Source organism: Bacteroides sp. HPS0048, from assembly GCF_964240755.1.
Lineage (GTDB): Bacteria > Bacteroidota > Bacteroidia > Bacteroidales > Bacteroidaceae > Bacteroides > Bacteroides nordii.
The window spans coordinates 119896-145337 of record NZ_CAXSVC010000003.1; the positions used below are offsets into that span (position 1 = coordinate 119896).

The following is a 25442-nucleotide window of genomic DNA, read 5'->3' on the forward strand; positions in this document are numbered from 1 at the left end:
AAAAATAACATTATGAAAAAGATTACATTATTGGCAAGTATTTTATTTATGGGATTTGCGTCCGTTCAGGCACAAGATGAAGAACCGTTGACAAATTTGGCTTTGAATAAAACAGCTACGGCAAGTTCCCAGTACCGGGATAATTTAGGGGCAAGCTATGCTTTTGACGGAGTTGCAACCAAAGATTCGCGTTGGAGTGCAGCAAATCATACAGATGCTACTCCTACAGGTGAAAATTCCTGGTTGCAGGTTGATTTGGGAGAATCTCTTCAGTTTAATAAAATTATAATTACGGAATTTAGTAATAAAGTCACAAAATATCGTATTGAAGTTACTGATAATGCTGAAGACGAATTAAGTTGGGAACCTATTGTAGCAGATACAGAACAAACTTTTGAAGGAATTTCTAATAATGCTAGTAGATGGCCTGATATAACTTTCCCTAGTATAACAAAACGTTATGTACGTCTTTGGATAATTGAGTCTTGGGATAAAAAGAAAGAAGTGTTGGATGAACCGAGTATTTGTGAAATGGAAATTTATGATGATCCCAGCCTTGACACAGGTATTATGTCTACCGATGCCGATAAACTTCTTTCGTTGAATGTAGATGGCGAGCAACTTCAGATTAAAACTGCACAAGCTATGAATTCTGTAAAAGTAATCGATTTGAGCGGACGTACCGTTATCGAGCAACCTTTCAATTCAACAATTTCTGTTGCTAATCTCTCATCAGGAGTTTATCTGGTTCAGTTAGAAACATCAGAAGGAACTCTTATTACCCGTAAAATCGTGAAAAAGTAATTTGATGGTCAGCTTACCGTCCGTATAATCGGGCTCTTTTGTCTATCGGGAGCATTTAACAGACGGTAAGCTGGCCTTTTCTTTTTTTAATTTAATATCTACTATCATGAGAAAACCTTTACTACTATCGTTGATATTCTTTGTATTATCGGTTACAACCTATGCTCAGAGCAATGTGATCAATCTGGCGCTCAATAAACCATCCGAAGCAAGTACAATATATGACAGCCGTTTTCCGGCATCCAAAGCTTTTGACGGAGACAACACAGACAACTCCCGTTGGTCCGCAGCAAAGAATGCTGCCACCGATCAATGGTTACAGGTAGATTTACAGGAAGCTACTTTGTTTGATCGTATTCTTGTGACGGAATATAAAAATGAAAAACGTATCAGTTCTTTTAAAGTACAGGTTTCTGATGATACAGTGCTATGGACGGATGTGGCTGTGGTGAATAGTTCAATTCCCGACGGTGGAATTATTTCTTTTGAACCGGTAACCAGTCGTTATGTCCGTCTTTTTATTGTTTTGGCCACAAGAGAACCTACTATTAATGAAATGGGAGTTTATTATCAAAAGACTCCCTTGCCAGACCTGGGTGTAACTATGAAATTTGAAGATATGAGAGGACCACTTACTGATGTGGAACTAACTTATTATAAAGCTTACCTGAAAGGGCTTTCACCTGCCACTAATAATATTGGAAACACGCTGGTGTATGGTCGTATCGGACTGGCTGCTGAAGGTATGGCATTTATGTATGCTGCTACAAGAGACCGGGAAATTCTTGATATTCTGATTCGCCATTGTGATTATATGTTGTATTGCCGCAATGACCAACCTGGTGGAGATAAGCGTACTATTTGGACCGGAATCGTTGAGAAATGCTGGCCTAATAAGGCTATGGGGGAACTTGATCAACCTTATTCCGGATCGGAAAACGGAGATATTCTAGGGCATATCTACTTCTGTGCATACCTTATTTTATTAAGTCCCGAACTGCACGCTCTTGAAGCTCCGGCAAGTGATAAACTGACAGATTGGGGTACTACTTATCTGGACAGAGCAAAGAAGTTCATTGCCATGTGCGATGAAGGAATGGAGTTTGTTGAAAAACTTATTGCAAAAGATGGTAGAATGTACTATCCCAATACTCCTGCGTGGAGAGCTATGGGAACTTTCTATGCAGATCGCAATGGACGTGGTATTCCGGTGAATCAGCAGATGATGCTTTTAAATGGATTCCAGAAAGCTGTGGAATGTTATGAAGTGCTTGGCATTAATCCGGAGAAGAAGGAAGAATATATGAAAGTGATACAGAATTCTATTGATTGGCAACACGAAACACTGGAAACGCGAAGGATTACTGTGAATGGAGTTTCACAGGAATATTGCCGGTGGTATTACCATATGGCAGGCAACACTGTAGAAGATTACGGACATGCTGCATTCACAATGCAAACTTATTATAAACTATTGGATAGCGGGTTGTTTACTAACTTAGATACCGCGAAGCTTATTCGCTTTTCAAATACTTTTAAGTATGTGATGTATGATAAAGCTACGCATACGGTATCTCATAAAGTAGATGGAACTACCCCCAGTTCGGAAAAGCGTCCTTCTGCTGCAAAAGCCGGTTGGGTACTTCTTTCTATTGTAGATCCCGAATTATATGATTATCTGCTCACTATGCCGGGGAATACGGCGACCGATCCGGGACTGATGGCTCACTTCCTTTATGCTAAAAGTAAAATGTTTGGTGTAAAAGGATTTACGGCTTCTCCAATAGATTTATCCAATTATGGTAAAGGTACGGGGATAGAATCGGTTAAGACTGCTTCAGAGAGTATCTACGTATCCGGTTCGGTGAAGGACAGATTGTTCATAGAGACCGGATTGCCATTGAAATCCGTGAAGGTTATTGGTATGGATGGCCAGGTATTGATCAATCAATCTTTTGAGCTGGAAGTGTCGGTAGCTCATTTATCATCCGGTATTTATCTGGTACGGCTTGAGGCGATGGATGGTAGTGTTATTATTAAAAAGATTATCAAACAATAATTGAAGATAAAATAAACAGTATGAAACGATTTGCAATTTCATTTATTTTCCTTTTAGGATTTGCAATTTTTGTGGTACAAGGGCAGGCGGTGAATCTTGCTTTAAATAAAACATATTCAGCAAGCTCTACTTGGAGTAATCTTTATGAAGCTAAGAATGCTTTTGACGGAAATGCTGCGTCGCGTTGGTCGGCAAAGGAAAAACTCACAACAGATCAGTGGGTACAAGTAGATTTCGGTACTTCTGTAGAATTTGATCGGGTAGTAATAAAAGAGTATGGAACTCGTGTATCCAGTTACCAGATCCAGGTTTCCGATAACGGTGAAAAGTGGCTTATTGCCGCTCAGGGAACAATTATTGAGTCGGATGAAGTGTTAGAGTTATTGGCTCCTCAAAACAAACGTTATTTGCGACTTTATATTAAGTCAGCTACCTCAGAACCCAGTATTTATGAAATAGGTGTATTTAATAAGGTGGCAGAAGTATCTAAACCTATTTTAGGAGAGGGCATGTATTTTGAAGATCCCAGAGGGCCACTGACCAAATCAGAGGTGGATTATTTTAAGGCTTATGTTGCTAAAACAAACAAATTTCCATTACCGACTTCAAATATTGGAAATCAATTGGTTTATGGTAAACAAGGGATTGGTGCGGAAGGACTTGCTTGGATGTACAAGACAACAGGTGACAAAGAAATTTTGGATGTTTTCATAAGGCATTGCGATTATATGCTTAATTGTCGTAATGATCAGCAGGGAGGTGAAAAGCGTGTTCTTTGGACCGGGTGTGTAGAAAAGTGTTGGCCTAATAAAGACAAAACAGAGGGAGAGCAATTGGAGAAGTATTCTGCTTCTGAAAATGGAGATATCTTAGGACATATTTACTTCTGTGCCTATTTGATTTTACTTAGTCCGGATTTACTGGATCAGCAAGCACCGGTAAGTGATAAGAAGAATTACATTGATTTTGGTACTACCTATCGGGATCGTGCCATGAAATATATTCAAATGTGTGATGAGGTGATGGATGAGTTTTATGTACCTCGTTTTGTCACTGATACCTATACGCTCAACTGGCCCAATTGTCCGGAATGGAACTGGTTAGGACAAGCCATTGGATATAGATTTCCTGTCAACCAGCAAGCGATGGCTCTGAATGCTTTCCATAAAGCATTGGAATGTTATGCTGTGTTAGGTATCAATCCCGAGAAACAAGCTCTTTATAAGAAGGTGGTGCAGGTTTCTATAGATGGACAGGCTGAAACCTTAAAGCCTGTAAAGGTGACGGTAAACGGAGAGACCAAGAACTGTTATCTTTGGTATTATCATATGAATGGAGGAACTAAAGTAGAAGATTTCGATCATTCTTCCTATGCTATGTTGCAATATTATAAAGCTTACGAAAGTGATTTATTTGAAAATGTAACGCTTGACAAAATGCAGACATTTATTAATACGGTGAAATATATCATGTGGGATGAAACCACTCGTACGGTTTCCGATCACGTGAATGGTCAAGAGACAGCACTTAAAGATAGGAGAGACAATACTCTACCGGGATGGATACAGATGTCATACTTCGATCCGGAATTTTGGGAATATAACTTGAAAATGAGAGGAAACGTGACAGGCGAAGTAGGTCGTATGGGGCATTTTCTATATATGAAGAGCCGTCTTTTCGGCTATGCAGATGATTTGGATGCTCACCCCATCAACATTACCCGTTATGGAGGATATGACCCCACGGCCATTACACCATCAACTACTGTAGGAAAGGATAATATTCTTATTTCCGGTCCTGTTAAAGATATACTGAACATCGTAGCAGAACGGGAACTTAAAACTGTACGGATTGCTGATCTTAGTGGACGCATCATGTTAAATCAACCTTATGAGGAAAATATTTCCGTGTCTCATTTACCTGCCGGTATCTATGTTGTACTGATGGAGACGATAGATGGTCAAGGTTGTGTGGTGAAGATAGTAAAAGAATAATAACATTTTATCAATTTATATATTTCATGAAATTTGGTATTTATAGAAATTTGAAGTATTAATTGATAAAATATATGATGAGATGCAGATAAACGGAAGAATCCCTGTGATGTTATTATGCGTAATGGACAAAGAGTAATAAATGATACGATATGAATAGACATTGTTAAATGACCAATATGAAATACTTTATTTTATTACTATTGATGTGTTTTTCTCATTCAATACTGGGACAAACAAGTGAAAAAAATGACACTGCCTTACAAGGACGAACGGGAACTTTGTTGATTGTATTTCCACTTGTTACCGATATTCATTTGAAAAAGACCATATACCCTATTGTTTATCCTCTTTTAGTGATAAATAATGTGCCAATAAAAGATGAAAAAATGGTAGATTGTTTTCGTAATCATTTTGATAGAACGAAAATAAAAAGATAAAGAAAATTTCGAAAGTTGAAGCTGAGAAAAAAGGTATTCCTAATGTTCCGGAAGATGGAGCATTGTTAGTAACCACTAAGAAAGGATACTATTTTGATTTTTTTTGTGAATAAACAGGCTTTGTGCATTATTGAATTGATTTTTTAAACGCTGAAACAGTATGAAGAAATTATTTTTAATAGTATGTTTGGGAATGTTGGCATTTGCTTGTTCCTCTATTTATAAATACGCTTCTGATGGAGTGAATGAATCTGGACAAAGGTACGAATTACAAGTGCGTAGTTTTTCAGAAATACCCAAAAGTTTACTGGAAAATATGAACAAAATGGGAATGGATAGTGCTTTAGTACTCAATGAGTATGAGGGAAGATATTTAAATTTTATTTTTAAAGTAGATACGTTAGATTTTAATCTTGTTGGGAAAAAGGTTGGTTTTTCAGAAAGTAAAATAGAATATTTTAGAGACACTCGTAGGCGTTTTGACCATAACTACTCCACTTTGAGTAGTTTATATATTTTTGATGCTGCTCAAAGAGTAGAAAGTGGCGGTTATGATGCTGCTATTACTGATGGGGATATATTTGTAATACCAATAGAGAAAGTTGTTAAAAGATTAAAGAAGAAGCATTAGTGAAAAAGTATGAAATGATTGATGTTTCTTATATGATATGGAATTTTGATAATGATCTGTTGGCAACAATTGAATATTTTGAATGACTGTCAATTTTAGATGTTTTCCGAAGTATTGGTGTAATTAAACAAATAAAAATGTTCAAATGATAAGGATCTGTTTTGTTCTACTATTTTTAGTGGTTGGTGTTGCAAATAGCATATGCCAAAATAATAATAAGTTGCAAACTATTTCTCAGATTGCTTCTGATGACAGTATAGTAGTTTCAGCTATTGACGCTCTTCTTGTTTATCCATTAACAAGCGATAAAAGTATTGAAGAATATAAGAAAAGGGCAGGTGTAAATAATCATTTTATTTTCCCTTTATTGATTTTAAATGATATAATAATCAGGGAGGAGAAAAAAGTGAATTGCTTTAGAAACCGGTTTGATTTTACGAATATGAAAAATACAAAACTAATTTCAAAAGCAAAAGCAGAGAAAAAAGGGATTCCCAATGTGCCGAAAGATGGAGTATTATTTGTAACTACTAAGAAAGGGTATTATTTTGATTTTTCTTGTAAATAAATAATACTTGCATGTACTGATGTTTTTTGTGCGACTTGGAGTGATACACTTTTTCTTAAAAATAAAAATATGAAATTCATAAAGGTTACTATATTGGTGTTTATAGTTGTAGCTTTTACTTCTTGTGATTGTTTACAACATATACAAGGTGTTGTGGTTGATTCTGAAACCCGATTGCCAATAAATAAGGTAATGGTAAAAAGAGTAATGGCAAAAGAAGACAGCAGAAACAGGGCTATATATACGGATAGTCTTGGAAATTTTGAAATTACCTCAATGACAGGTGGTATATTTGGTTGTCCTAAAATCTCACTCTCTCTTGAAAAAGAGGGATATAATAAAGTGAAAAAAAAATACAAGTGTTGCACAGGTAATGTCGTTATTGCTTTAGAAAGGCAAGCGGAAGGAAAAACGGAAAAACGTTAACTAATAAAACAGTATGAAACTATTTATACTATTAAAGATGAGAAAGGCATTTATATTTATTTTGTTGAGTGTATATTTTCTCTCGTGGAGCAATGAAGTTGCTTCGCAAGAGCGTATAAACTTGAATAGAGACTGGCGATATCAGGAGAATGATCCCAGTGGAACTGATAGTACTTTGCATTATTCACGTCTGAAACCCTATTTACTGCCTTGTGCCAATGATTTTATCAAATCGGGGCAGAAACATATTCGTCCGGCAGGAAACCCGGGAGGCGAGGTGGCTTACGTGAAACCGGATTTTGACGATAGTAGCTGGAGACAATTGAACCTTCCGCATGACTGGGCTATTGAAGGGCCTTTCAATATAGATTATGTAGGAGCTACCGGAAAATTGCCTTATTGGGGAATACGCTGGTATCGTAAATCCTTTGAGTTGAGCCCCAAAGATACCGGAAAACAAATTTATCTGGATATAGATGGGGCGATGTCTTACTCGTCTGTCTGGTGTAATGGGCAATTTGTCGGCGGATGGCCGTATGGTTATGCTTCTTACCGTCTTGATCTGACTCCTTATGTGAAAGCCGGAAAGAAAAATACACTGGCTATCCGTCTGGATAATCCGGACGATGCTTCCCGGTGGTATCCGGGATCGGGAATCTACCGGAATGTATGGTTGGTGAAAACGTCTCCTGTACATGTGGCACAATGGGGAACCTTTATCCGTAACAAAGAGATCTCTACTGATAAAGCAGTGATGGATATGACCCTCCAACTGGAAAATAATACGGGGAAGAGTGTGCAGGCAAGCGTGAAGACTGATATTTATGAACAGGACGAGACAGGAAATCCTAAAGGCACTAAGGTGGCTTCCTGCCCTGCGATGAAAGTGAAGATAGAGCAACAAGCTACTACGGAGTTACAGTCTGGTTTTGTTGTGCCTAATCCTAAATTGTGGGAAATTGAATCTCCCGCCTGTTATGTGGCAGTGACCCGCATTGAAGTAGACGGTCGTGAGGTAGAACGTTATCAAACTCCTTTCGGCATACGTGAGATTGAGTTTACTCACGATCAGGGATTTATGTTGAATGGCCGCAAAGTGCCTATTAAAGGAGTTTGCATGCACCATGATCTCGGAGCATTGGGGGCAGCCTTCAATGAAGTGGCAGCCGAACGCCAGTTGCGTATAATGAAAGAGATGGGTGCCAATGCAATTCGTACTTCACATAATCCACCTGCACCTGAATTAGTAGCTCTTTGTGACCGTATGGGGCTGATGATGCAATTGGAGTTTGTGGATAGCTGGCATAAAGGGAAACGGAAAAATGATTATAATATCCTGTTTGATGATTGGAATGAAGCAGATATGCGTTCGTTGGTTCGTCATTACCGGAATCATCCGTCAGTGATCATGTGGAGTATCGGTAATGAGGTACACGATCAGGTTACAGATCTGGGTATAGAGATTGCCCGTAATCTTACTGCTTACAGTCATGATGAAGATCCTACGCGTCCTACTTCTTTGGGATGCAACAAACGGGATGCGATTTATCGTGATATTGTCAATCAGGTGGATATATTCGGGCTGAATTATTATCATAAGACATATCCTTTGTTTAAAGAGCAGAATCCTACACGCCGCTATCACGCCAGCGAGACCTCTTCGGCTACCAGTTCCCGTGGAGAATATTTCTTCCCGGTGACGAAGAATGTGAACGACAGCCGTTCCGGTTTTCAACTCTCTTCGTATGATATGACAACTATCGGATGGGGATGTATGCCGGAAGAACAGTTCAAAATGAATGAGGCATATCCGTTTATGAGTGGAGAATTTGTGTGGACGGGATTCGATTATTTAGGAGAACCTACGCCTTATAATAAAGATCTGACTAATCTATTGAATTTTTCTGATCCCGTGGAATTGGAGGCGGCAAAAAAAGAGTTGGAAGAGTTAGGCAAAATAAAAACTCCATCCCGTAGCTCTTATTTTGGAATTGTGGATTTATGCGGATTCCCTAAAGACCGTTACTATAATTATCAGAGTTATTGGCGTAAAGAACTTCCGTTGGTTCACATTCTTCCGCATTGGAACTGGCCGGAGCGGGTAGGAGAGGTTACACCGGTTCATATTTATACTTCGGGTGACGAAGTGGAACTTTTCTTGAACGGGAAGTCGCAAGGCAGACGGAAGAAAGAGCATTCTTATGATCGTCTCACCTGGGATGACGTTCGGTATGAACCGGGAGAACTGAAAGCGATAGCTTATAAAGAGGGGAAACAGTGGGCGGAACAACAGGTAAAGACAACAGGCCAGCCTGCTGCGTTATCTGTCAATCCGGAGAAGAAGACTCTTCGAAATACTGGTAAGGACCTGTTTTTTGTGCGTATTGATGTTGTAGATAAAGAAGGGTTGACCGTTCCCCGTACAAAGAACCTGTTGAAGTTCTCGGTTAGTGGTCCGGTGGAGATTGTAGCTACCGATAATGGCGATGCCACCAGTTTTGTTCCCTTCCAGTCTCACGAACGTGAGGCATACAATGGGCTTTGCCTGGTCATTCTTCGTTCTGTATCCGGTAAAACGGGTGAGGCTGTTCTGACGGTAGAATCAGAAGGCCTTCCGGTAAAGAAGATCAGTCTGCAAGTGGTGGCCGATGTTAAGTGATTTGTATATGGGAAGTACAATAAAGACAATAAGATTGCTGGCAGGTATGTGCTTGCTGGCAATCAGTGTATCAGCACAAAATATTGATGTAAAGGGTACTCCGTGGGAAGGTGATGAGATTCTGAAGACACCTGCTTATCGGGTAGTTGCCGAAGATTCCATCCGGTCCATTCAGTTTGAAGGGTTACCGTATAAGGGGCATACGAAACAGGTTTTTGCTTTTTATGCTACACCCGGTATGTTGAAAGGCGATCGTTCTATAGACAAACAGCTCCCCGGTGTTGTATTGGTGCATGGTGGGGGTGGAAGAGCCTTTCGCGAATGGGTGTTACTATGGGCACGTCGTGGATATGCTGCCATGGCTATTGATACCCGCGGTAATGGAGCGAATAAGGAACATATTGAGAACGGTTTTGAAGAAAACGGTAAAGATACCCCTTATTTTGATGTGACATTGCCATTGAAGGAACAGTGGATGTATCAGGCTGTAGGAGATGTTATACTATCTCATTCTTTGTTGCTTAGCTTTCCTGAAGTAGACAAGAAGCGTACGGCACTTACCGGTATCAGTTGGGGAGGAGTTCTGACCAGTGTTGCTACCTCATTAGATCATCGTTTTCGTGCGGCTGTTCCTGTTTACGGATGTGGCTTTCTCGCTGAAAGCGGACGGATGAAACAGCAGTTAGATAAGCTTTCTCTATTGGAACGTGAAACGTGGATAAAGCAATATGATCCTTCTGTCTATCTGTCGCGTGCCAAATGTCCGGTTCTCTTTTTGAATGGTACGAATGATGTACATTTCTATCTGCCGAGTATGACGCAGAGTGCTGCATTGGTTTCCAAGGGGCAGGTATTGATAAAGTATAAATTAAGGCATGGTCATGGTCATGGTCATGGTTGGAATAACCAGGAAATCGGTACTTTTATAGATCATTATCTGTGTAATGGCCCTGCATTACCGAAAATAAAGTCATTGCGGTTACAGGATAATATACTTTCTGTAAAGGCTGTTTCATCATCACCTGTCCAAAAAGTAGTTCTCTATTATACTACAGATACAAATGTAGAGCAGGAGAAGTGTGAGTGGCATTTTGTAGAAGCTGTTCCTTCGGGTAAAGAGTGGAAAGTTGAATTACCTCAAAAGGTTGTTCGTTGGTTTGTAAATGTTACGGATAACTCTGGTAATCAATTATCCGGAGATTTGCAGGAATAGATAATGTTGATTTTTCATTACGCAGCATAGGGCTTTTCTTTTCCGTACAGTAACTCTTTGTAATATCTTATAGTTCTTTTGTTTATTTGTCGTAGAGAATCGCTCCGTTTCTCTACGACAAACAGAGTGTTCCTCCTAGAGGAACGGGATGATTCTCTACGAGGAAAAAAATAACAGATGTAATTGGTTGATATATAATGATTTATCGTGTAATGCCATTTGTCCTCTTTTTTTGTCTGTCATTTTCTTTTTTAAGTGTATTTGTGGTTTTTAAATGATTACAAACTTCAGTCGGATATACTAAAATTGTATTACAATAGGATAAAATATATTCATAAGCGACATATAAATACTTCTTTTTGTTGCAGTGCATTTTCTTTTCGTTACTTTTGCGGTTATACTCCCGAAGTATCGCTTTTAGAGTAATCAGTTTAAGTGTTTTTCGGAAAACAGCGAAACTTTCAAAAGACACATTTAAGCTGAATGGGGAGCTGTATGTTGTAAATCAACGATATACGCACCTTTTCAGTATATAGATGTGGTCTGGGTTGTTTGTTGTACCTTCGAAAAACTTATATATTGGAATTGGGTACGTTTTTGTACCCAATTTTAGTTGTACAATAATATAAAGAGTATGAGCATATTGAGGTACAGATTTTGTTTATCTGGTAGGCAGCAAGAGTCTGATACTGATTCTCCTTGTCCTTGCCTGATGAAAACGGATATGGAAGAATCTGAAAATATATATGATTTTTTGAAGGATTACTTTTGGGAAATAGAATCTGAAAAAGACTGGAGAAAGCTTTCTCTTTCAAACCTGAAATGTAGTCGTTGTTTGCTGTGTGCAGCACTGAAACTTGTAAAAAAGGAGAAAGATAAATACGGAAAAGAAAGTGTTGCCAGATTGGCTACTGCAAAATCCATTGTGTCAAAGAGGTACTTCAAGTATAAATTGCTAAAATGGTTTGTAAAGTACGTACTTTAGGATATAAGAGTACGTATTTAACACAGACTTAAATACGTACTCTTGTAATATAAAGTATCGATGTTGATAATTGTTTGATATAGAATGATATAAATAGTGATATAATACAAAGAGGATACCCATCACGGGTATCCTCTTTTCTACATTATTCACCAAATAAATAGTGTGATTGACTTATTCTATTCTAAAACTAAATTCGGATTTGATAGAGTATACGTCTCATAACTGGTTATAAACTCATCAATACAGTTGGGTTCCGGATGATATACCGTACGAAGTTGGATTTCCATTGTATCATCTCCTCCTTCGAGCATGATCGGATAAATCATGTTGTCGTTTTCATCACATAAGTCTGCAATGTTATATCTTAAATCTGTCACCTTTGTACCATCTGTTTTAGTATAGCATACTTCATAAGCTATCGCATTTTCATACCTTGTCTTTATCTTGAAGCTATACTTATCAGGTGTTTGATGATAAGTGAAATCAGTAGGACTGGTATTAATAATTGCATTCTGATAAGAATCTCCGTAGCTAATAGCTGTTACACTGTATTTGATAGAGCGGAGATCATGTTCTGCATTATTGTTATAGAAGTTGAAACTGTAACTTCCTTCGTCCAAACCTGTGATAATGAAACTACCCGGATTGTTCGGAGTTGTTTTATGTACTTCGTATTCACCGCTTTCCCTATCCATATTCCACATAGCCGTAGTTGTTGCTACCTTTGGATCTGAAAGCCAATAGAGCACTTTTACTCTTTCTTTTCCGGGATAGATCTTCACAGAATCGAAGCGGGCCAGATAGATCGTTTCACCATCCGCCAAGTATTTATCATGCAAAGAGTTCATATCTGAGCAAGCGCATAAAGCGGATACAGCAGCGATCAGTATATAATTTATCTTTTTCATTCTTTTAATCGTTTAATAGTTACTTTTTTCTTTCCTTATTTACTCGGCAGGAGTTTCAGGTTCCGGTTCTGGTTCCGGGGTAGATTCTTTATTCGGGTCTTGTCCCCAGAATTCTAATTCGGAAATATGTATCATCTCAGTACCTCCCCAGGTTTTGTCAATCTGGAACATGAGATAACGTACTTCGTAGGCAGAACCATAAGTAAAGTCATAATCTTCACCTCCGGCACCTTTTTCGATATCTTCATCCGTACAACTCTTTTTACCTACTGGCAATCCTGATGGTTTAATTGATTCATATTCGCCCAGCAGTGTCCATGGATGTTCGCCTTCGTTGATCGGATTCACGCGTGCTTTATCATCAGGTGAACCGTATACTTTGAATATTCTCGGATTACCGTGATTGTAAACCCAGTCGGCAGTACCACGCTGATAGAGTTTGAAACGGCTCAGACGGAAAGTGCGTCCCATATCGAATGTGAAACATACCGGGAATGGGTATCCGGCAGGTGTATGGAAGAAATTACTGCTGCTGGTACCGTGCATTGTTTTACCATCCCACAATCTTTCGATAGGATAGTTGCTACTATATTGTCTGTAAGGTATATCCGGGTCATCATTCCATTTTTTGAAATACTGTTGTGTTTCATCTTTCGGTTTGATAAATTCTTCGTAAAGAGGTACCAGAGTCACCGATTTAACATCTGTTTTGTTTCCCCAACGGTCTCTAACTTGTACGTAGAAAGTATGGGACACGGCTTCATATCCGCGTATATATGCTGAACCGTCTTTGGAACTTGAGTAAAAATTACCCACACTTTGCTGCACATCCGAGCCTTCCATGATATCTTCCGATACCATTATCACGATATTTCCTCCTGTCGGGTTTTCCCAGCTAACTTGCATTCCACCGAACGTCGGTATCAACTCCATAGAATTTTCTACGTCATAAATAGCGGATTGTGCTGGATTGACGGTAAATTCTACCGGAGTAGAGAAATTATGGCTACGGTCTACAGCATACAATGTCACCTTACGTGGTTCGGCTTTGGCGAAACCGTCTATTTTGATTTGGGTTCCGTACATAGACGATTTTACTACCATTTTTTCGCCAGTATCCAGTATGTATTCGGCTTGTACATATAGTAAATCGCGATCATCCGGCAGTACATAACTCAATATGGCACCTCCCGATACTTGTTCCACCTGTTCCACATTGGTTATTGGTTTGGGTGGAATGTTATCCACCGGATATTGTCCGATGAATTCTTCCTGACAGGAAAACAGAGCTCCTGCGACGAGCAGTAATAAGAATATTTTTTTCATGATTACATTTTGTTTTAATATTGTAAAAGATATAGGTTAATTACCAACCCGGATTTTGCACCAAATTAGTGTTAATCATCATTTCACTTTCAGCAATAGGCCATAACATATCTCTCTGAGTGAACTTCGGTGAATAGTAAATTTTTATTTTATTGAAATCTTCTACAGTTTCTCCTTCTACATTCCAGCCACGAATCTTTTTATTGAATTGTTCGAAAATGTCGAATTTACTTTTCTTTGTACCGTTAGCCCAGCGACGCAGATCATAGAAGTAATGACCTTCAAATGCAAGTTCGAGGATACGTTCTTGTTGAATGATATCACGCATACCATCTTTTGTCAGGTATTTATCCGGGTTGATAGAATGATTTGCCCATGCTTCTTCAACGGGTGGAAGGAAGGCGCGTTCACGTACCAGATTGATGTATTTGTATACCTCTTCATTGGGAGCATTTAATGACTCATTCAATGCTTCAGCATAGAGCAGATAAAGGTCTGCCAGACGAATGATAGGGAAAGCATAGTTTGTCCCCTTAAACTCTGTCTTTGTATCTTCCGTAACATAGGTAGTGTAAGGCGTCAACTTACGAATGAAGTAACCGGTTGTCGAATAGTATTGGTTACCATTACGTCCGGCAGGATAGTTTGTCGGATCACCGGCAAGCACCTTGACTGTTTGGGATTTAGATTCCTCTGTTCTACCGGCTCCGAACCATACCGAACCGTCGAAAGCAACATCACCATAGAAACGTGGTTCACGGTAAGTATTCAAGCGTGCTGTCGGGTAATTCTGTTCAATGTATAGCTTTTGTACAGCGTCACCACGTGTTACTTCATAACGTGATTTGTACCATCCGTTTTCATTCCATGTCTTATCTTCTTCGATAGGTACACCGTTGGATGAATAGAAATTCTCAACAAATTCTAATGTTGGATTCCAGTGTGAATTCAAACGTGCCGTACGGCAATAAGCATTGAGTGCAGGCATCATGTTGAACTGATAATCTTTCGTACTCAGGTTGATTCTGTTTGACCAGATGTATTCTCCCTGATTGTTGGCATGATCTGTGATAAGCTGGCTGAAAGTTAAGATTTTGCGTGTATCTTCTGAAATTTTCAACGTACCCAGGTTCGTGTAATGGTAAAGTTCGTGATTTCCCTTATCACAATATTTGATTGCTTCTTTACATGCTTGGGCTGCACGAGTCCATTTTGCAGGGTCGTAAGTAGTAGGCCACAATGCTTTACCGTCTTTATCTTTGAATCCGGCATAGTTATTGTTGTTACCATTAAAGAAAGGACTGGCCATATGTACCAGGATTTTTGCTTTTAATGCGGCAGCGATAGGGCGGGTGATACGGCCATATTCAGTCATTGCCATTTCTATCTTATCCGGCAAATGAATTCCCGAGTCTTCTTCTTCGTCAAGATCGCTTCCGATACATTCGTCAAGTAGACTGATAATATATTCGATACAGTCATCCAGCGGTTCTCTCGGCAGACGTACTTCTTCCGGTTGACTGGTGATAGGAAGATTGTCACGTACTACAACGATAGGACCATACTTCTGTACCAGCATCCAGTGGTAATATGCTTTCAGGAATTTCACTTCGAGTACCCAACGAACTTTATCGTATTCTTCAAGATCGCGTACCTGATCTACATTTTCAAGGAAAATGTTACAATGGCGTATAGCCTGATAGAAATTGTTCCATGATCCCATACTGACAGAAGTGACACTATTTCCGTTTAATAATAGTTTCATACCATTAGTCTGAACATTATTATAAGCGGTTATTTCGTTACCATACATATAGACGTCATTTGTAGCAAACTGGCTTGGTATGTATGAGTAACATGTGGCCAAATATTTTTCTGCACTCACCTGATCACGGAATGCATATTCAATGGTTCCCAATTTGTCGGGCATGACATCAAGAAAATTGCAACTTGTAGTCAGCGCCATTGAGAGGGCCAATATAGATAAATATTTCTTTTTCATTTTGATCTGTTTATTGTATGATTAGAATGAGAAGTTAACACCAATATTATTTACGCGTTGGAGTGGATATTTAAATCCTTTATCCATACTTGTCATTTCAGGATCCCATGTGTCAAATTTACTGAAGCACAATAAATTAGTTCCGCTATAGTAAATACGGATGGTGTTCATATGGAGCTTCTTTAATATCTTTTTCGGGAGTGTATATCCAATTTCCACTGATTTCAAGCGAAGGAATGAACCGTCACGCATAAACCAGGTACTGGTCTGAGAGTTATTTGAAGATACAGTAGAAGACAAACGAGGCCAGAAAGCGTATACATCTTGATTACGTTCGCTCCAGTAACTGTCGGCAATAGCTTGCATTACTTGAGTTCCACTACCTGATCCGGTAAATGGATGCATTACATTATAGTCCATCCAGAATGATTCACGGGCAGAACCTTGGAAGAAACAAGAAATATCAAGACCTTTCCAACCATATGTCAAACCAAAACCATAAACAATTTCCGGGCTTTCGTCAGGATATCCCAAAGGTACTTTATCAAGAGCGGTAATTTGTCCGTCACCATTGATATCTACGTATTTGATGTCACCACCACGGCATTCTCCGAATTGAGTCGGGCTGTTGTAAACCTCATTATCATCGATGAAAAGACGTTCGGCTACATATCCCCATGTTTGTTTCAGTTTTTGATCGATACGTGATAACCACGGTGTTTTGCTGTAATCAGGTTCTTCGTATACTTTGTATTTACCTCCTGCCCAAGTCAGGTTGGCACGTGCTTGCATATAAGAACCATTTTTGAACGCATGATTATAGTCTAAAGAGATATCAATACCTTGGCTAATTGCTTCACCCAAATTGGATTTAATACTAGCCTGCAATCCCATAGAACCTGGGAGAGAAGCACGAGACATCAAGATATTATAACGGTAGTCGCGATAAACATCCACCTGCAATTCGAGGTCATTGAAAAGGCCGATTTCCACACCTAAATTGGTTTTACGTGAAGTTTCCCAGGTGATATCATCGTTGGCATAACGATTGATACTAACACCGTTTACAGAATGTAGACCGGTATAGTCATTTCCCCATGTATATCCATAGCTACCGTTGTTCAGATTAACTTCCGAGCGATAATAGAAACGGTCTTCTTTCGCACCGATCTGGTCATTTCCTACTAAACCGAAGGTTGCTTTCAGTTTCAGTTTGCTTACTACTTTCTTCAATGATTCCGGATAGAACGGCTCATTACTGATAATGTATCCTAAACCGGCTGAAGGGAAGAATCCGTAGCGTTCTTTCTCAGAAAAACGCTCAGAACCATTGTAACCGAAGTTACCTTCGAAGAAGTAACGGTCGTCAAAAGCATAAGTTACACGTCCTGAGAGACCCATATTACGGTAAGGAAGGGATAACTGTATGGTACTGGTTTTCTTAGAGTTCTTTTCATCACGCAAATAATATACCAACAAACCACTAATAGCATGCTTCTTATTGAAGGTGTGGTTATAAGTCAGTGTTCCCTGGAAATAAGTGGAGTTGATAACTTCTTTGTTTTCATTTCCAACAGACAGATAGTCTGTACCGGCAGAGGGATTAAGACAGGTCAGGAAGTAAGTATTCTGAGCCGGGTTGTAACCTCCTGCAGTGAAGTAGTAAGGCTTATATGTACGGTCAATACTGTAGTTGGTTTTTCGGTTGGTATTAAACATACCTCTCAGTTTCAGTCCTTTCAATATGAAACCTAAATCCTGCTCCAATTCCATTTGAGCAAAAATTGTAGAATTCTGTCTGTCCTGGTAACCTTTCATCAATTCAGCATAGGGATTGATAAAAGTATTTTCACTACCACCATAGAGAATGTATGGAGTTGTTTCGTTGGCTTTATCCGGTTGGTAATAAGCCGGATATTCTACCGGACTTGATTGAGAAATCATTTTGTACAGGTCACTTCCTGAATGTACCGGACCGGTATAATCGTCCATTGTAGCTTGCAAGCGTACTTTTACCAATGTTGATTTACTAACATTGATATCTACGTTACTACGAAGCAAATATTTGAATAGACTGATGTTATTGTCGAATCCGTTTGCTTTGGCATTTTTAAAGATACCGGCATCGTGTGACAGTGATCCGGCTACATAGTATCTGGCTACTTTACCACCACCGCTTAGATTCAGATTACCACGTAAGTTGGTTGTGTGGTTCTTCAGCAACATATCATACCAGTCAACCGCAGGGAACACATTGGGGTTCAAGCCGGCAATTGTATTGTCTATCTTCTGTTGGCTATAACGCGCAGGAGAAGACGGGTCACGTGTAGTGATAGCCTCGTTATACATATTCATATAAGTGATAGGATCCGTCCATTTCACCTCTTTTGTCGGAGCAGAAATAGAAGTTTCAAAACGGGCTGAAATCTTACTTGGACCTTCAGAACCTTGCTTTGTAGTTACCAGAATTACACCATTGGCACCACGTGCACCATAGAGAGCAGTGGCCGTAGCGTCTTTCATGATAGAGAAACTGGCAATGTCATCTACTTGCAGACGTGCTAAGTCTTCTGACTCCATTTCCACATCATCTACCAGGATAAGTGGAGACTTTGCATATCCGAAGGTTGTTACACCACGTACAAAGAAGTCTGCATTGTCTGCACCCGGTTCACCACTACGCTGGTAGGAGATAAGACCTGCTACACGTCCGGCAAGTGCTGTGGTAAGGTTACTTGTAGGTGCTTTCAACTCTGCTGGTTTGATAGTTGATACGGAGGCAAGCACACTTTCTTTCTTCTGCTTGGCAAAAGCAACAACTGTAACTTCATCCAGCTCGTCTACTTTCTGTTTTAGTATGATTCTAAGGTTATTCTTATCACCTACTGTGATTGTCTGAGGTTCCATACCCAAATACGTAATTTCGAGTTTGGCTCCTTTGGGTACATCAATTGAGAATGTACCATCCATATCTGTAGTTACTCCTCTTGGTGTACCTACTACCTGGATAGCAGCTCCGGGAACAGTTTCTCCGGTTTCGTCAATAATGGTACCTTTCAATGTAATGTTTCGGGATTGTGTGACGCCCGGAACGGATGGAGAGGTGGCAAAAGCGGTTACTCCATAATTTGGAAAGGAACCTAACATGCCCAACAATAGTAGCATTGCGCTACACCTTTTGGTTAGAAAAGGAAAATTGTTTTTCATCTTCTTTAATTAGATTAATTAATAAAAAGTATAATTTCACAAATGTTATCGATGTGTGCGTTAACACTTGGTTCTGCAAAGGTATGGAATTGTGAAAAGATGTTTTTATGTATTGTTTCAAATGTTGCTTGATTTGTCTCTAAATCGTTTTTGGGACGCTATTGATAGTAAAATGAGATAAAATTTCAAATGGACTGAGTTTTGGCTGGTAAATCGGAGGGTTGGATAGGTGAATATAGAAAACAGATCAAGATGAATATATTTATCCGTGTTTTATCATATTATAGTTATTGCTTTTTAAGAAATAAGTATCGCGTAGTCTTCTTTCTCATCCTGAAAATATAGTTGTTAGCCCCGTCTCATATCCTGTTATATAAATGTTTTCTATGATAGTTGATACGCTATTATAAGTCTATGAGATTATAGTGATAATGGTGATGGCTGTTAACGGCTAACTTTGTGGGTGAATAAAAAATAATCGACCATGAGAAAGCATACACATATTGGAATAAAGTCTTTTTCTGCACTATTGGCTTCTGCTGTTTTGTTGGGGTTTACTTTCCGTCAGCCGGTTCAATCAGAAGGAGATCCTTTGTTTATAACAGGGTTAACTCCGTATAAAGCAGGTGTCATTACATCGCAAAAAGGGACGAAACAATTAGTCCTTTATTCGTCTGACTGGAAGGAGAGTTTGCAAAAGTGGGATTTGGATGCCGTACCCAGTGGGGTAACTGTAGCTGGGGATAAAATCTATGCTACAGTTACTGGAGATAAGAATGGAGTGTATGTTCTTTCTGCAACGGGAGATTCAAAGGAATATATACCAACCGGTTCGGGGGCTTGTTTTCCTTTGGCAGATGAGAAAACAAATAAATTATATGTTTGTAATCAGTTCTCAACAACCGTTTCTGAAATCGATTTAGGGAGTAATAAAGTGATACGTGAAGTAAAAGTACTTCGTGAGCCTAAATCATCTATACTTGATCCGAATGGAAAGTATTTGTTCGTTACCAATTATCTTCCTCAACAACGTGCCGATATAGATACGGTGGCAGCATGTGTTTCGGTCATTGATTTGAACAGTTTTCATAAGGTACGCGATATCCAGTTGGCTAACGGGAGTAATGCTCTACGTGGTATGACGCTTTCTCCCGATAGCCGTTATTTATTGATAACGCATAATCTGGGACGCTTTCAGGTGCCTACTTCACAGTTACAACAAGGTTGGATGAATACCAGTGCTATCAGTATTGTTAATCTGGAAAGTCTGAGATTTGAGGGTGCCGTATTGCTGGATGAACCCGAACGTGGTGCAGCTGGTATATGGGATGTGAAATGTGCGGATAATAAGATCGTTATCAGCCACTCCGGTACACATGATATTAGTGTGATTGATTATCCCGGTTTTATTCAGAAGTTTAATGCTTATCCGCAAAAAGATGCATTGACGTATGATCTTCGTTTTTTGTATGGTCTTCGGGATCGGATAGCATTGGCAGGGAACGGTCCGCGCAGTTTGATACTAAGAGATGGAAAGGCGATTGTCCCTACTTATTTTTCGGATACATTGAATATTGTTGATTTGAATACGCATCAGATAGATGCTGTGCCTTTGGTACAGAATCGGGTAGAGAGTCGTATACAACGTGGTGAGAAGTACTTTAATGATGCAGAGCACTGTTTTCAGAACTGGCAGTCGTGCAACGGATGTCATCCGGGAGATGCCCGTACAGATGGCATGAATTGGGATTTGATGAATGATGGTATTGGTAATCCGAAAAACTGCAAAAGCTTACTATTCTCGCATGTCACACCTCCTAATATGATTTCGGGTATCCGTGCTTCTGCTAATGTAGCTGTGCGTGCCGGGTATAAATTGATTCAGTTTACTGATCTTCCGGAAGATTTTGCAGATTGTGTAGATGAATATTTGATGGATCTTAAACCTGTTCCCAGCCCATATCTGGTGAATGGAGAACTTTCGGAGAAAGCACAGCGTGGTCGTAAGGTATATGAAAAACTAAAGTGTGACGAATGTCATTCGGGACCCTATTATACCGATATGAAAATGCATCGTATTGGAGAAGATGTTGAATTTGAAAATGGATGGGATACACCGACTCTTCGGGAAGTATGGCGTACGGCTCCTTACTTATTTGACGGAAGGGCTGCTACGATGAAAGATGTTTTTACGGTTCATAAGCATGGTATTGATAAAAAAGTATCTGATAAGGAAATAGATGAACTCGTAGAATATGTGAATTCTCTATAAAAATGAAAAATATGATATTGGAAGCAAATATAGAAATTGTCCATAGGCTTTATCAAACGGGAAAAGGGTCTTTTAAGGAAATGCTTTTTCAGTTGATGGCTTTGTATGAGGCAGTCTATACACCGGTACGTATTGTAGTATTCGGTGCACCCCAAAATAATGAAGAATACTGCGAACGTTTCAGTCAGATTCGTAATGTTATTGCTGAACGATTTGGAAACACGGCTCCTACAGTGAGTTATGTTGCCCAACCTCCATGTCCGCAAGGCCTCGTGATGGAAGTACATGAAGTGGTGTTGACGGATGCTGACCGTATCTGTTATAAAACATTGGATGATGTGCCTTATATTACGGTTGAGCGTGAAGGATGCAAGCGTCTGTTTATGAGTGGGATTATTGGTAATGTTCTTCAAGCTACTATTCGCAGGCAGGCGGATGATGTGTTCAGAACAATTTCTCATATAATGATTGCTGAGCAGATGCCGGTCTCTTCTATTGTGCGTCAATGGAATTACATTGAGAAGATAACAGATTGTGATGTCACGGGACATCAGCATTATCAGGACTTCAATGATGCCCGTTCTTTATTTTATCAGTCTGCACAGTGGTTAGACGGTTATCCGGCAGCTACTGGTATAGGTACCCAGTGGGGAGGAGTAATGATTGATATTGATGCTTTGTTTTGCCAGGATAAAACGGTTTGTGTGAAAGCGGTGGATAATCCGTTACAGGTCTCTGCTCATGCTTATTCACAAAATGTGTTGTTAGGTGAGAAGGATGAGAAGCTCAATAAGAAAACTACGCCAAAGTTTGAACGTGCCAAGGCTATATGGAAGAAAGATCATGGGTTTGTTTATATCTCCGGTACTGCTGCCATCCGAGGTGAACAAAGTCTGGAAGGAGTGGGGATTGAAGAACAAACACTTGCAACACTGGAGAATATAAAATATCTTGTTTCTGCCGAAAATCTTGGGGAATCGGGCATTCCAGTGACGAAAGATGCATCCTATATCTGCTTTCGTGTTTACGTCAAAAGATGGGAGGATATGGCGAAGGCCCGTGAGGTTATCACCCGTCAGTATCCTGATCTTCCGGCTGTATATACTCTTACGGATGTTTGTCGCTCTGAACTTCTGATTGAGATTGAAGGAATGGGGGTTATTTGAGAATGGAGAAGGGAGAGGGGAGAAAGAGGCTGCGCTATCATGTTGCACAGTTAATTTTCAATTTTCAATTAATTAAATAATTATATTAAAACGATGAAAACAACAAAAGTACTAATTGCGGCATTTATTGCCTGCTGTGGGGTAGGGATGACCTCTTGCTCTACAGAATCTAAAAAGACAGAATCGGTTATGACACAAGAAAAAAAAACGTATCAGAAGAAGTTTACAAATGCTGACTTCTACAAGGATGGAAAGTTTGATCAGGAGGTTGCTAAGAAAGCATTCCTGGATATGTTTGAGTTTTATGATGTACCTTTCACTGCATTGATGGAAAAAGACATCTGGTTTACTGATTTCGGACTGGGTGACTTTGAAAATACAGGTATGGGAGGTATCTTCTGGATTAACGACGCCGAACATGGCTATTTTGCCCATAGTATTTATTTATTACCGGGGCAGATGATTCCGGAACATGCTCATGTAAAGACTTCATTTCCTGCTAAGCATGAATCATGGATGGTAAATCATGGATGGGTGTATAATTTCTCTGAAGTAGGAGACGAAACTCCTAACCCGCCTGCTATTCCTGCCGGTCACGGTCCGATTAAGAGTAAAAACTTTGTTGTACAGCAGGTCGGTGACGTTCTTCGTTTGAAAGAACCTGAAACTTTTCATTTTATGATGGCTGGTCCCGAAGGAGCCATTGTTGAAGAGTGGGCTTGCTACCATGATAACGATGGTTTGCGTTTCACTAATAAAAAAGCTGCTTTATAATTAACATCTAAGATACCATGAGAAAAATAAATCATATTGGAATACCAACTCAGACACCACAACCAGGTGAATTCTATGTGGAGGGTTTAAAAGTGTGGCTGACTAATTTTAATGAAAGCCCTAATAAAATAGAATTTCTTCGTTTTGAAGAAGGGAGCTGGATGCCGGAACTGATTCAGAAAACGGCTCATATAGCCTATGAAGTAGATAATCTGGAAGAAGAATTAAAAGGTGCCAAAGTACTTGTTGAACCGATGCCGGGAGGTGAAAATCTTACCATTGCTTTTATTGAGGAAGAAGGTATCGCACTTGAACTGATGTATTTTGAAAAATAACTTTTATATTAAATAATCTAAGAATAAATATGCATAAGTTTATAAATAATCCTGATAATCTCACAGAAGAGTTATTGGAAGGCTATGTGATGGCTTACAGTGATCAGGTAGCTATTGGAGGTGAGAATATTATTGTGCGTGCCAATGCTAAACCGGAAGATAAGGTTGCTATTATCACGCTTGGAGGTTCGGGGCATGAACCTGCATTGAGTGGTTTTGTAGGTGAAGGTATGCTCGACTGCTCTGTAGTTGGGGATATTTTTGCAGCTCCGGGTGCACAACGCGTTTTTCAGGCTTTGCAAATGTTCAAACGCGAAGCGGGGATCTTGTTGGTAGTACTCAATCATTCTGGTGATATTATGAGTGCAAACATGGCTTGTCAGTTAGCTGAACGGGTGGGTATCAAAGTGAAGAGTATCATTACCCATGATGATATCAGTGCCGGGCTGGATGCTCCCGATGAGGACCGCCGCGGGTTGGCAGGTTGTGTGCCTTTGATTAAAGTGGTTGGTGCTGCTGCCGAAGAGGGTAAATCTCTGGACGAGATTCTTGAAATAGGCGAACGTATGAATGCGAAAATAGCCACACTTGCCGTAGCAATGAAAACATGTACGCATCCGCAAAATGGTATGAATATTTCTGATCTTCCGGACGGTATTATGGAGATTGGCATGGGACAACATGGCGAAGGTGGTGGTGGTCGTAAACCATTGGTTTCTGCCGATGATACTGCCGAGGAAATGGTAGGTCTGTTAATGAAAAAATTACAGCCTAAATCCGGAGATAAGGCGTTGCTTATCATTAATGGTGTGGGAGCAACTACTCATATGGAGATGAGCATTGTTTACCGTAAGGCTCATTTTATATTGGAAAATAATGGTATTGAAGTGGTGTCGGGACGTATTGGTGAATTGCTGACAGTACAGGAACAAGCAGGTTTTCAAATGATTTTGGCATTGTTGGACAATGATCATGTAGATTATCTGAAAAACCATATGTCTAACGCACCTTACTGGACTACTATAGGAAAATAAGAATGGATAAATTAACAGTAAATGACTTTAAGAAAATGATTCAGAACGCTCTGAAAAATATAACAGAGCGTTCTGATGAGTTCTCTAAACTGGATGCTGTATTGGGTGACGGTGATCACGGTACAGCTATCGTACAGGCTATGTCGGCCATTGTACAATCGGCTGATAAAGGTATGGAATTCAAGAAAATGCTTGGAGACATGGGGTTTGACGTAATGTTGCAGATCAGTGGTTCTACCAGTACGTTGCTTGGAGGATTCTTCCTCGGAATGAGTGATGTGGTGGGGGATGGGGTAACCGAACTGGATGCTGAAGGCGTGAAAAATATGTTTGCCGGCGGACTTATCGGTGTGAAAAAACAGACTAAAGCCCAACGCGGAGATAAGACGATGATGGATGCTTTAGTACCTGCTGTGGAAGCTATACAGGCTACAAACTCATCTGATATAAAGGAATTGATGGCGATGGGAGCAGAAGCTGCGTTGAAAGGAGCAGCAGAAACTGTAAATATGAAAGCTAATTTTGGGCGTGCCCGTAATTATGGTGAACGTTCCATTGGATATGCCGATTCTGGAGCAAGCTCCTGGTCATGCATGTTTGATGCTTTTGCAAAAGCATTACTTTAAAGATATATAA

20 protein-coding genes are annotated in these 25442 nt (G+C 39.7%); 16 read left to right on the forward strand and 4 right to left on the reverse strand.

The annotated features are described in order from the left end of the window. Positions 1-12: 12 nt before the first annotated feature. The 10 genes from ACESQI_RS03310 (at position 13) to ACESQI_RS03355 (ending at position 11779) form a co-directional block, all read left to right on the forward strand. On the forward strand, positions 13-804 hold the full coding sequence (locus ACESQI_RS03310; RefSeq protein WP_007485815.1) for a discoidin domain-containing protein: 792 nt from the start codon (positions 13-15) through the stop codon (positions 802-804). 106 nt (positions 805-910) lie between these two features. Next, positions 911-2863 carry a discoidin domain-containing protein gene (locus ACESQI_RS03315; protein ID WP_373125438.1) on the forward strand — a complete coding sequence of 651 codons (1953 nt, stop codon included), beginning with the start codon at positions 911-913 and terminating at the stop codon, positions 2861-2863. Positions 2864-2883: 20 nt separating this feature from the next. Beyond that, complete coding sequence (locus ACESQI_RS03320; protein WP_373125439.1) at positions 2884-4857, forward strand: discoidin domain-containing protein; 1974 nt, start codon at positions 2884-2886, stop codon at positions 4855-4857. A 179-nt stretch (positions 4858-5036) separates the two neighbouring features. Next, a complete protein-coding gene (locus tag ACESQI_RS03325; RefSeq protein WP_195660340.1) occupies positions 5037-5297 on the forward strand; it encodes a hypothetical protein in 261 nt (86 codons plus the stop codon). A gap of 160 nt (positions 5298-5457) precedes the next feature. After that, entirely contained in the window at positions 5458-5928 is a 471-nt protein-coding gene (locus tag ACESQI_RS03330) for a hypothetical protein (RefSeq protein WP_007485807.1), read from the forward strand. 145 nt (positions 5929-6073) lie between these two features. After that, the gene (locus tag ACESQI_RS03335) at positions 6074-6496 is read left to right on the forward strand and encodes a hypothetical protein (RefSeq protein ID WP_195449994.1); all 423 of its coding nucleotides are present in this window, start codon (positions 6074-6076) and stop codon (positions 6494-6496) included. A gap of 69 nt (positions 6497-6565) precedes the next feature. Beyond that, the gene (locus ACESQI_RS03340; protein WP_195449995.1) at positions 6566-6922 is read left to right on the forward strand and encodes a hypothetical protein; all 357 of its coding nucleotides are present in this window, start codon (positions 6566-6568) and stop codon (positions 6920-6922) included. Positions 6923-6935: 13 nt separating this feature from the next. Then, on the forward strand, positions 6936-9581 hold the full coding sequence (gene galB, locus ACESQI_RS03345) for a beta-galactosidase GalB (protein WP_278598925.1): 2646 nt from the start codon (positions 6936-6938) through the stop codon (positions 9579-9581). Between the two features lie 7 nt (positions 9582-9588). After that, positions 9589-10794: an alpha/beta hydrolase family protein gene (locus ACESQI_RS03350; protein WP_373125440.1), complete on the forward strand. Its 1206-nt coding sequence runs from the start codon at positions 9589-9591 to the stop codon at positions 10792-10794. Positions 10795-11518: 724 nt separating this feature from the next. After that, positions 11519-11779 carry a hypothetical protein gene (locus tag ACESQI_RS03355; protein WP_373125441.1) on the forward strand — a complete coding sequence of 87 codons (261 nt, stop codon included), beginning with the start codon at positions 11519-11521 and terminating at the stop codon, positions 11777-11779. A 179-nt stretch (positions 11780-11958) separates the two neighbouring features. Here ACESQI_RS03355 and ACESQI_RS03360 read toward each other — a convergent pair whose 3' ends face one another. From ACESQI_RS03360 to ACESQI_RS03375, 4 genes are read right to left on the reverse strand one after another with little or no spacing between them, the layout of a single operon-like run. Then, positions 11959-12690: a DUF4998 domain-containing protein gene (locus ACESQI_RS03360; protein WP_320934861.1), complete on the reverse strand. Its 732-nt coding sequence runs from the start codon at positions 12688-12690 to the stop codon at positions 11959-11961. 39 nt (positions 12691-12729) lie between these two features. After that, positions 12730-14016 carry a DUF5000 domain-containing lipoprotein gene (locus ACESQI_RS03365; protein ID WP_373125442.1) on the reverse strand — a complete coding sequence of 429 codons (1287 nt, stop codon included), beginning with the start codon at positions 14014-14016 and terminating at the stop codon, positions 12730-12732. A 40-nt stretch (positions 14017-14056) separates the two neighbouring features. Continuing rightward, positions 14057-16018: a RagB/SusD family nutrient uptake outer membrane protein gene (locus ACESQI_RS03370; RefSeq protein WP_373125443.1), complete on the reverse strand. Its 1962-nt coding sequence runs from the start codon at positions 16016-16018 to the stop codon at positions 14057-14059. Positions 16019-16039: 21 nt separating this feature from the next. Then, positions 16040-19225 carry a TonB-dependent receptor gene (locus tag ACESQI_RS03375; protein ID WP_025867297.1) on the reverse strand — a complete coding sequence of 1062 codons (3186 nt, stop codon included), beginning with the start codon at positions 19223-19225 and terminating at the stop codon, positions 16040-16042. Between the two features lie 484 nt (positions 19226-19709). Here ACESQI_RS03375 and ACESQI_RS03380 point away from each other — a divergent pair, with 484 nt between their 5' ends. From ACESQI_RS03380 to ACESQI_RS03405, 6 genes are all read left to right on the forward strand, one after another. Then, on the forward strand, positions 19710-21497 hold the full coding sequence (locus ACESQI_RS03380; protein ID WP_278511049.1) for a YVTN family beta-propeller repeat-containing protein: 1788 nt from the start codon (positions 19710-19712) through the stop codon (positions 21495-21497). Between the two features lie 11 nt (positions 21498-21508). Beyond that, complete coding sequence (locus ACESQI_RS03385; RefSeq protein ID WP_195349933.1) at positions 21509-22663, forward strand: hypothetical protein; 1155 nt, start codon at positions 21509-21511, stop codon at positions 22661-22663. 147 nt (positions 22664-22810) lie between these two features. Then, entirely contained in the window at positions 22811-23437 is a 627-nt protein-coding gene (locus ACESQI_RS03390; RefSeq protein WP_229127615.1) for a hypothetical protein, read from the forward strand. A 17-nt stretch (positions 23438-23454) separates the two neighbouring features. Continuing rightward, complete coding sequence (locus ACESQI_RS03395) at positions 23455-23772, forward strand: VOC family protein (protein ID WP_002560084.1); 318 nt, start codon at positions 23455-23457, stop codon at positions 23770-23772. A gap of 29 nt (positions 23773-23801) precedes the next feature. Further along, positions 23802-24806, forward strand: coding sequence for a dihydroxyacetone kinase subunit DhaK (locus tag ACESQI_RS03400; protein WP_007485790.1), 1005 nt, complete (start codon positions 23802-23804; stop codon positions 24804-24806). 2 nt (positions 24807-24808) lie between these two features. Next, the gene (locus tag ACESQI_RS03405) at positions 24809-25432 is read left to right on the forward strand and encodes a DAK2 domain-containing protein (protein ID WP_195660346.1); all 624 of its coding nucleotides are present in this window, start codon (positions 24809-24811) and stop codon (positions 25430-25432) included. The last annotated feature ends 10 nt before the right edge of the window (positions 25433-25442 follow it).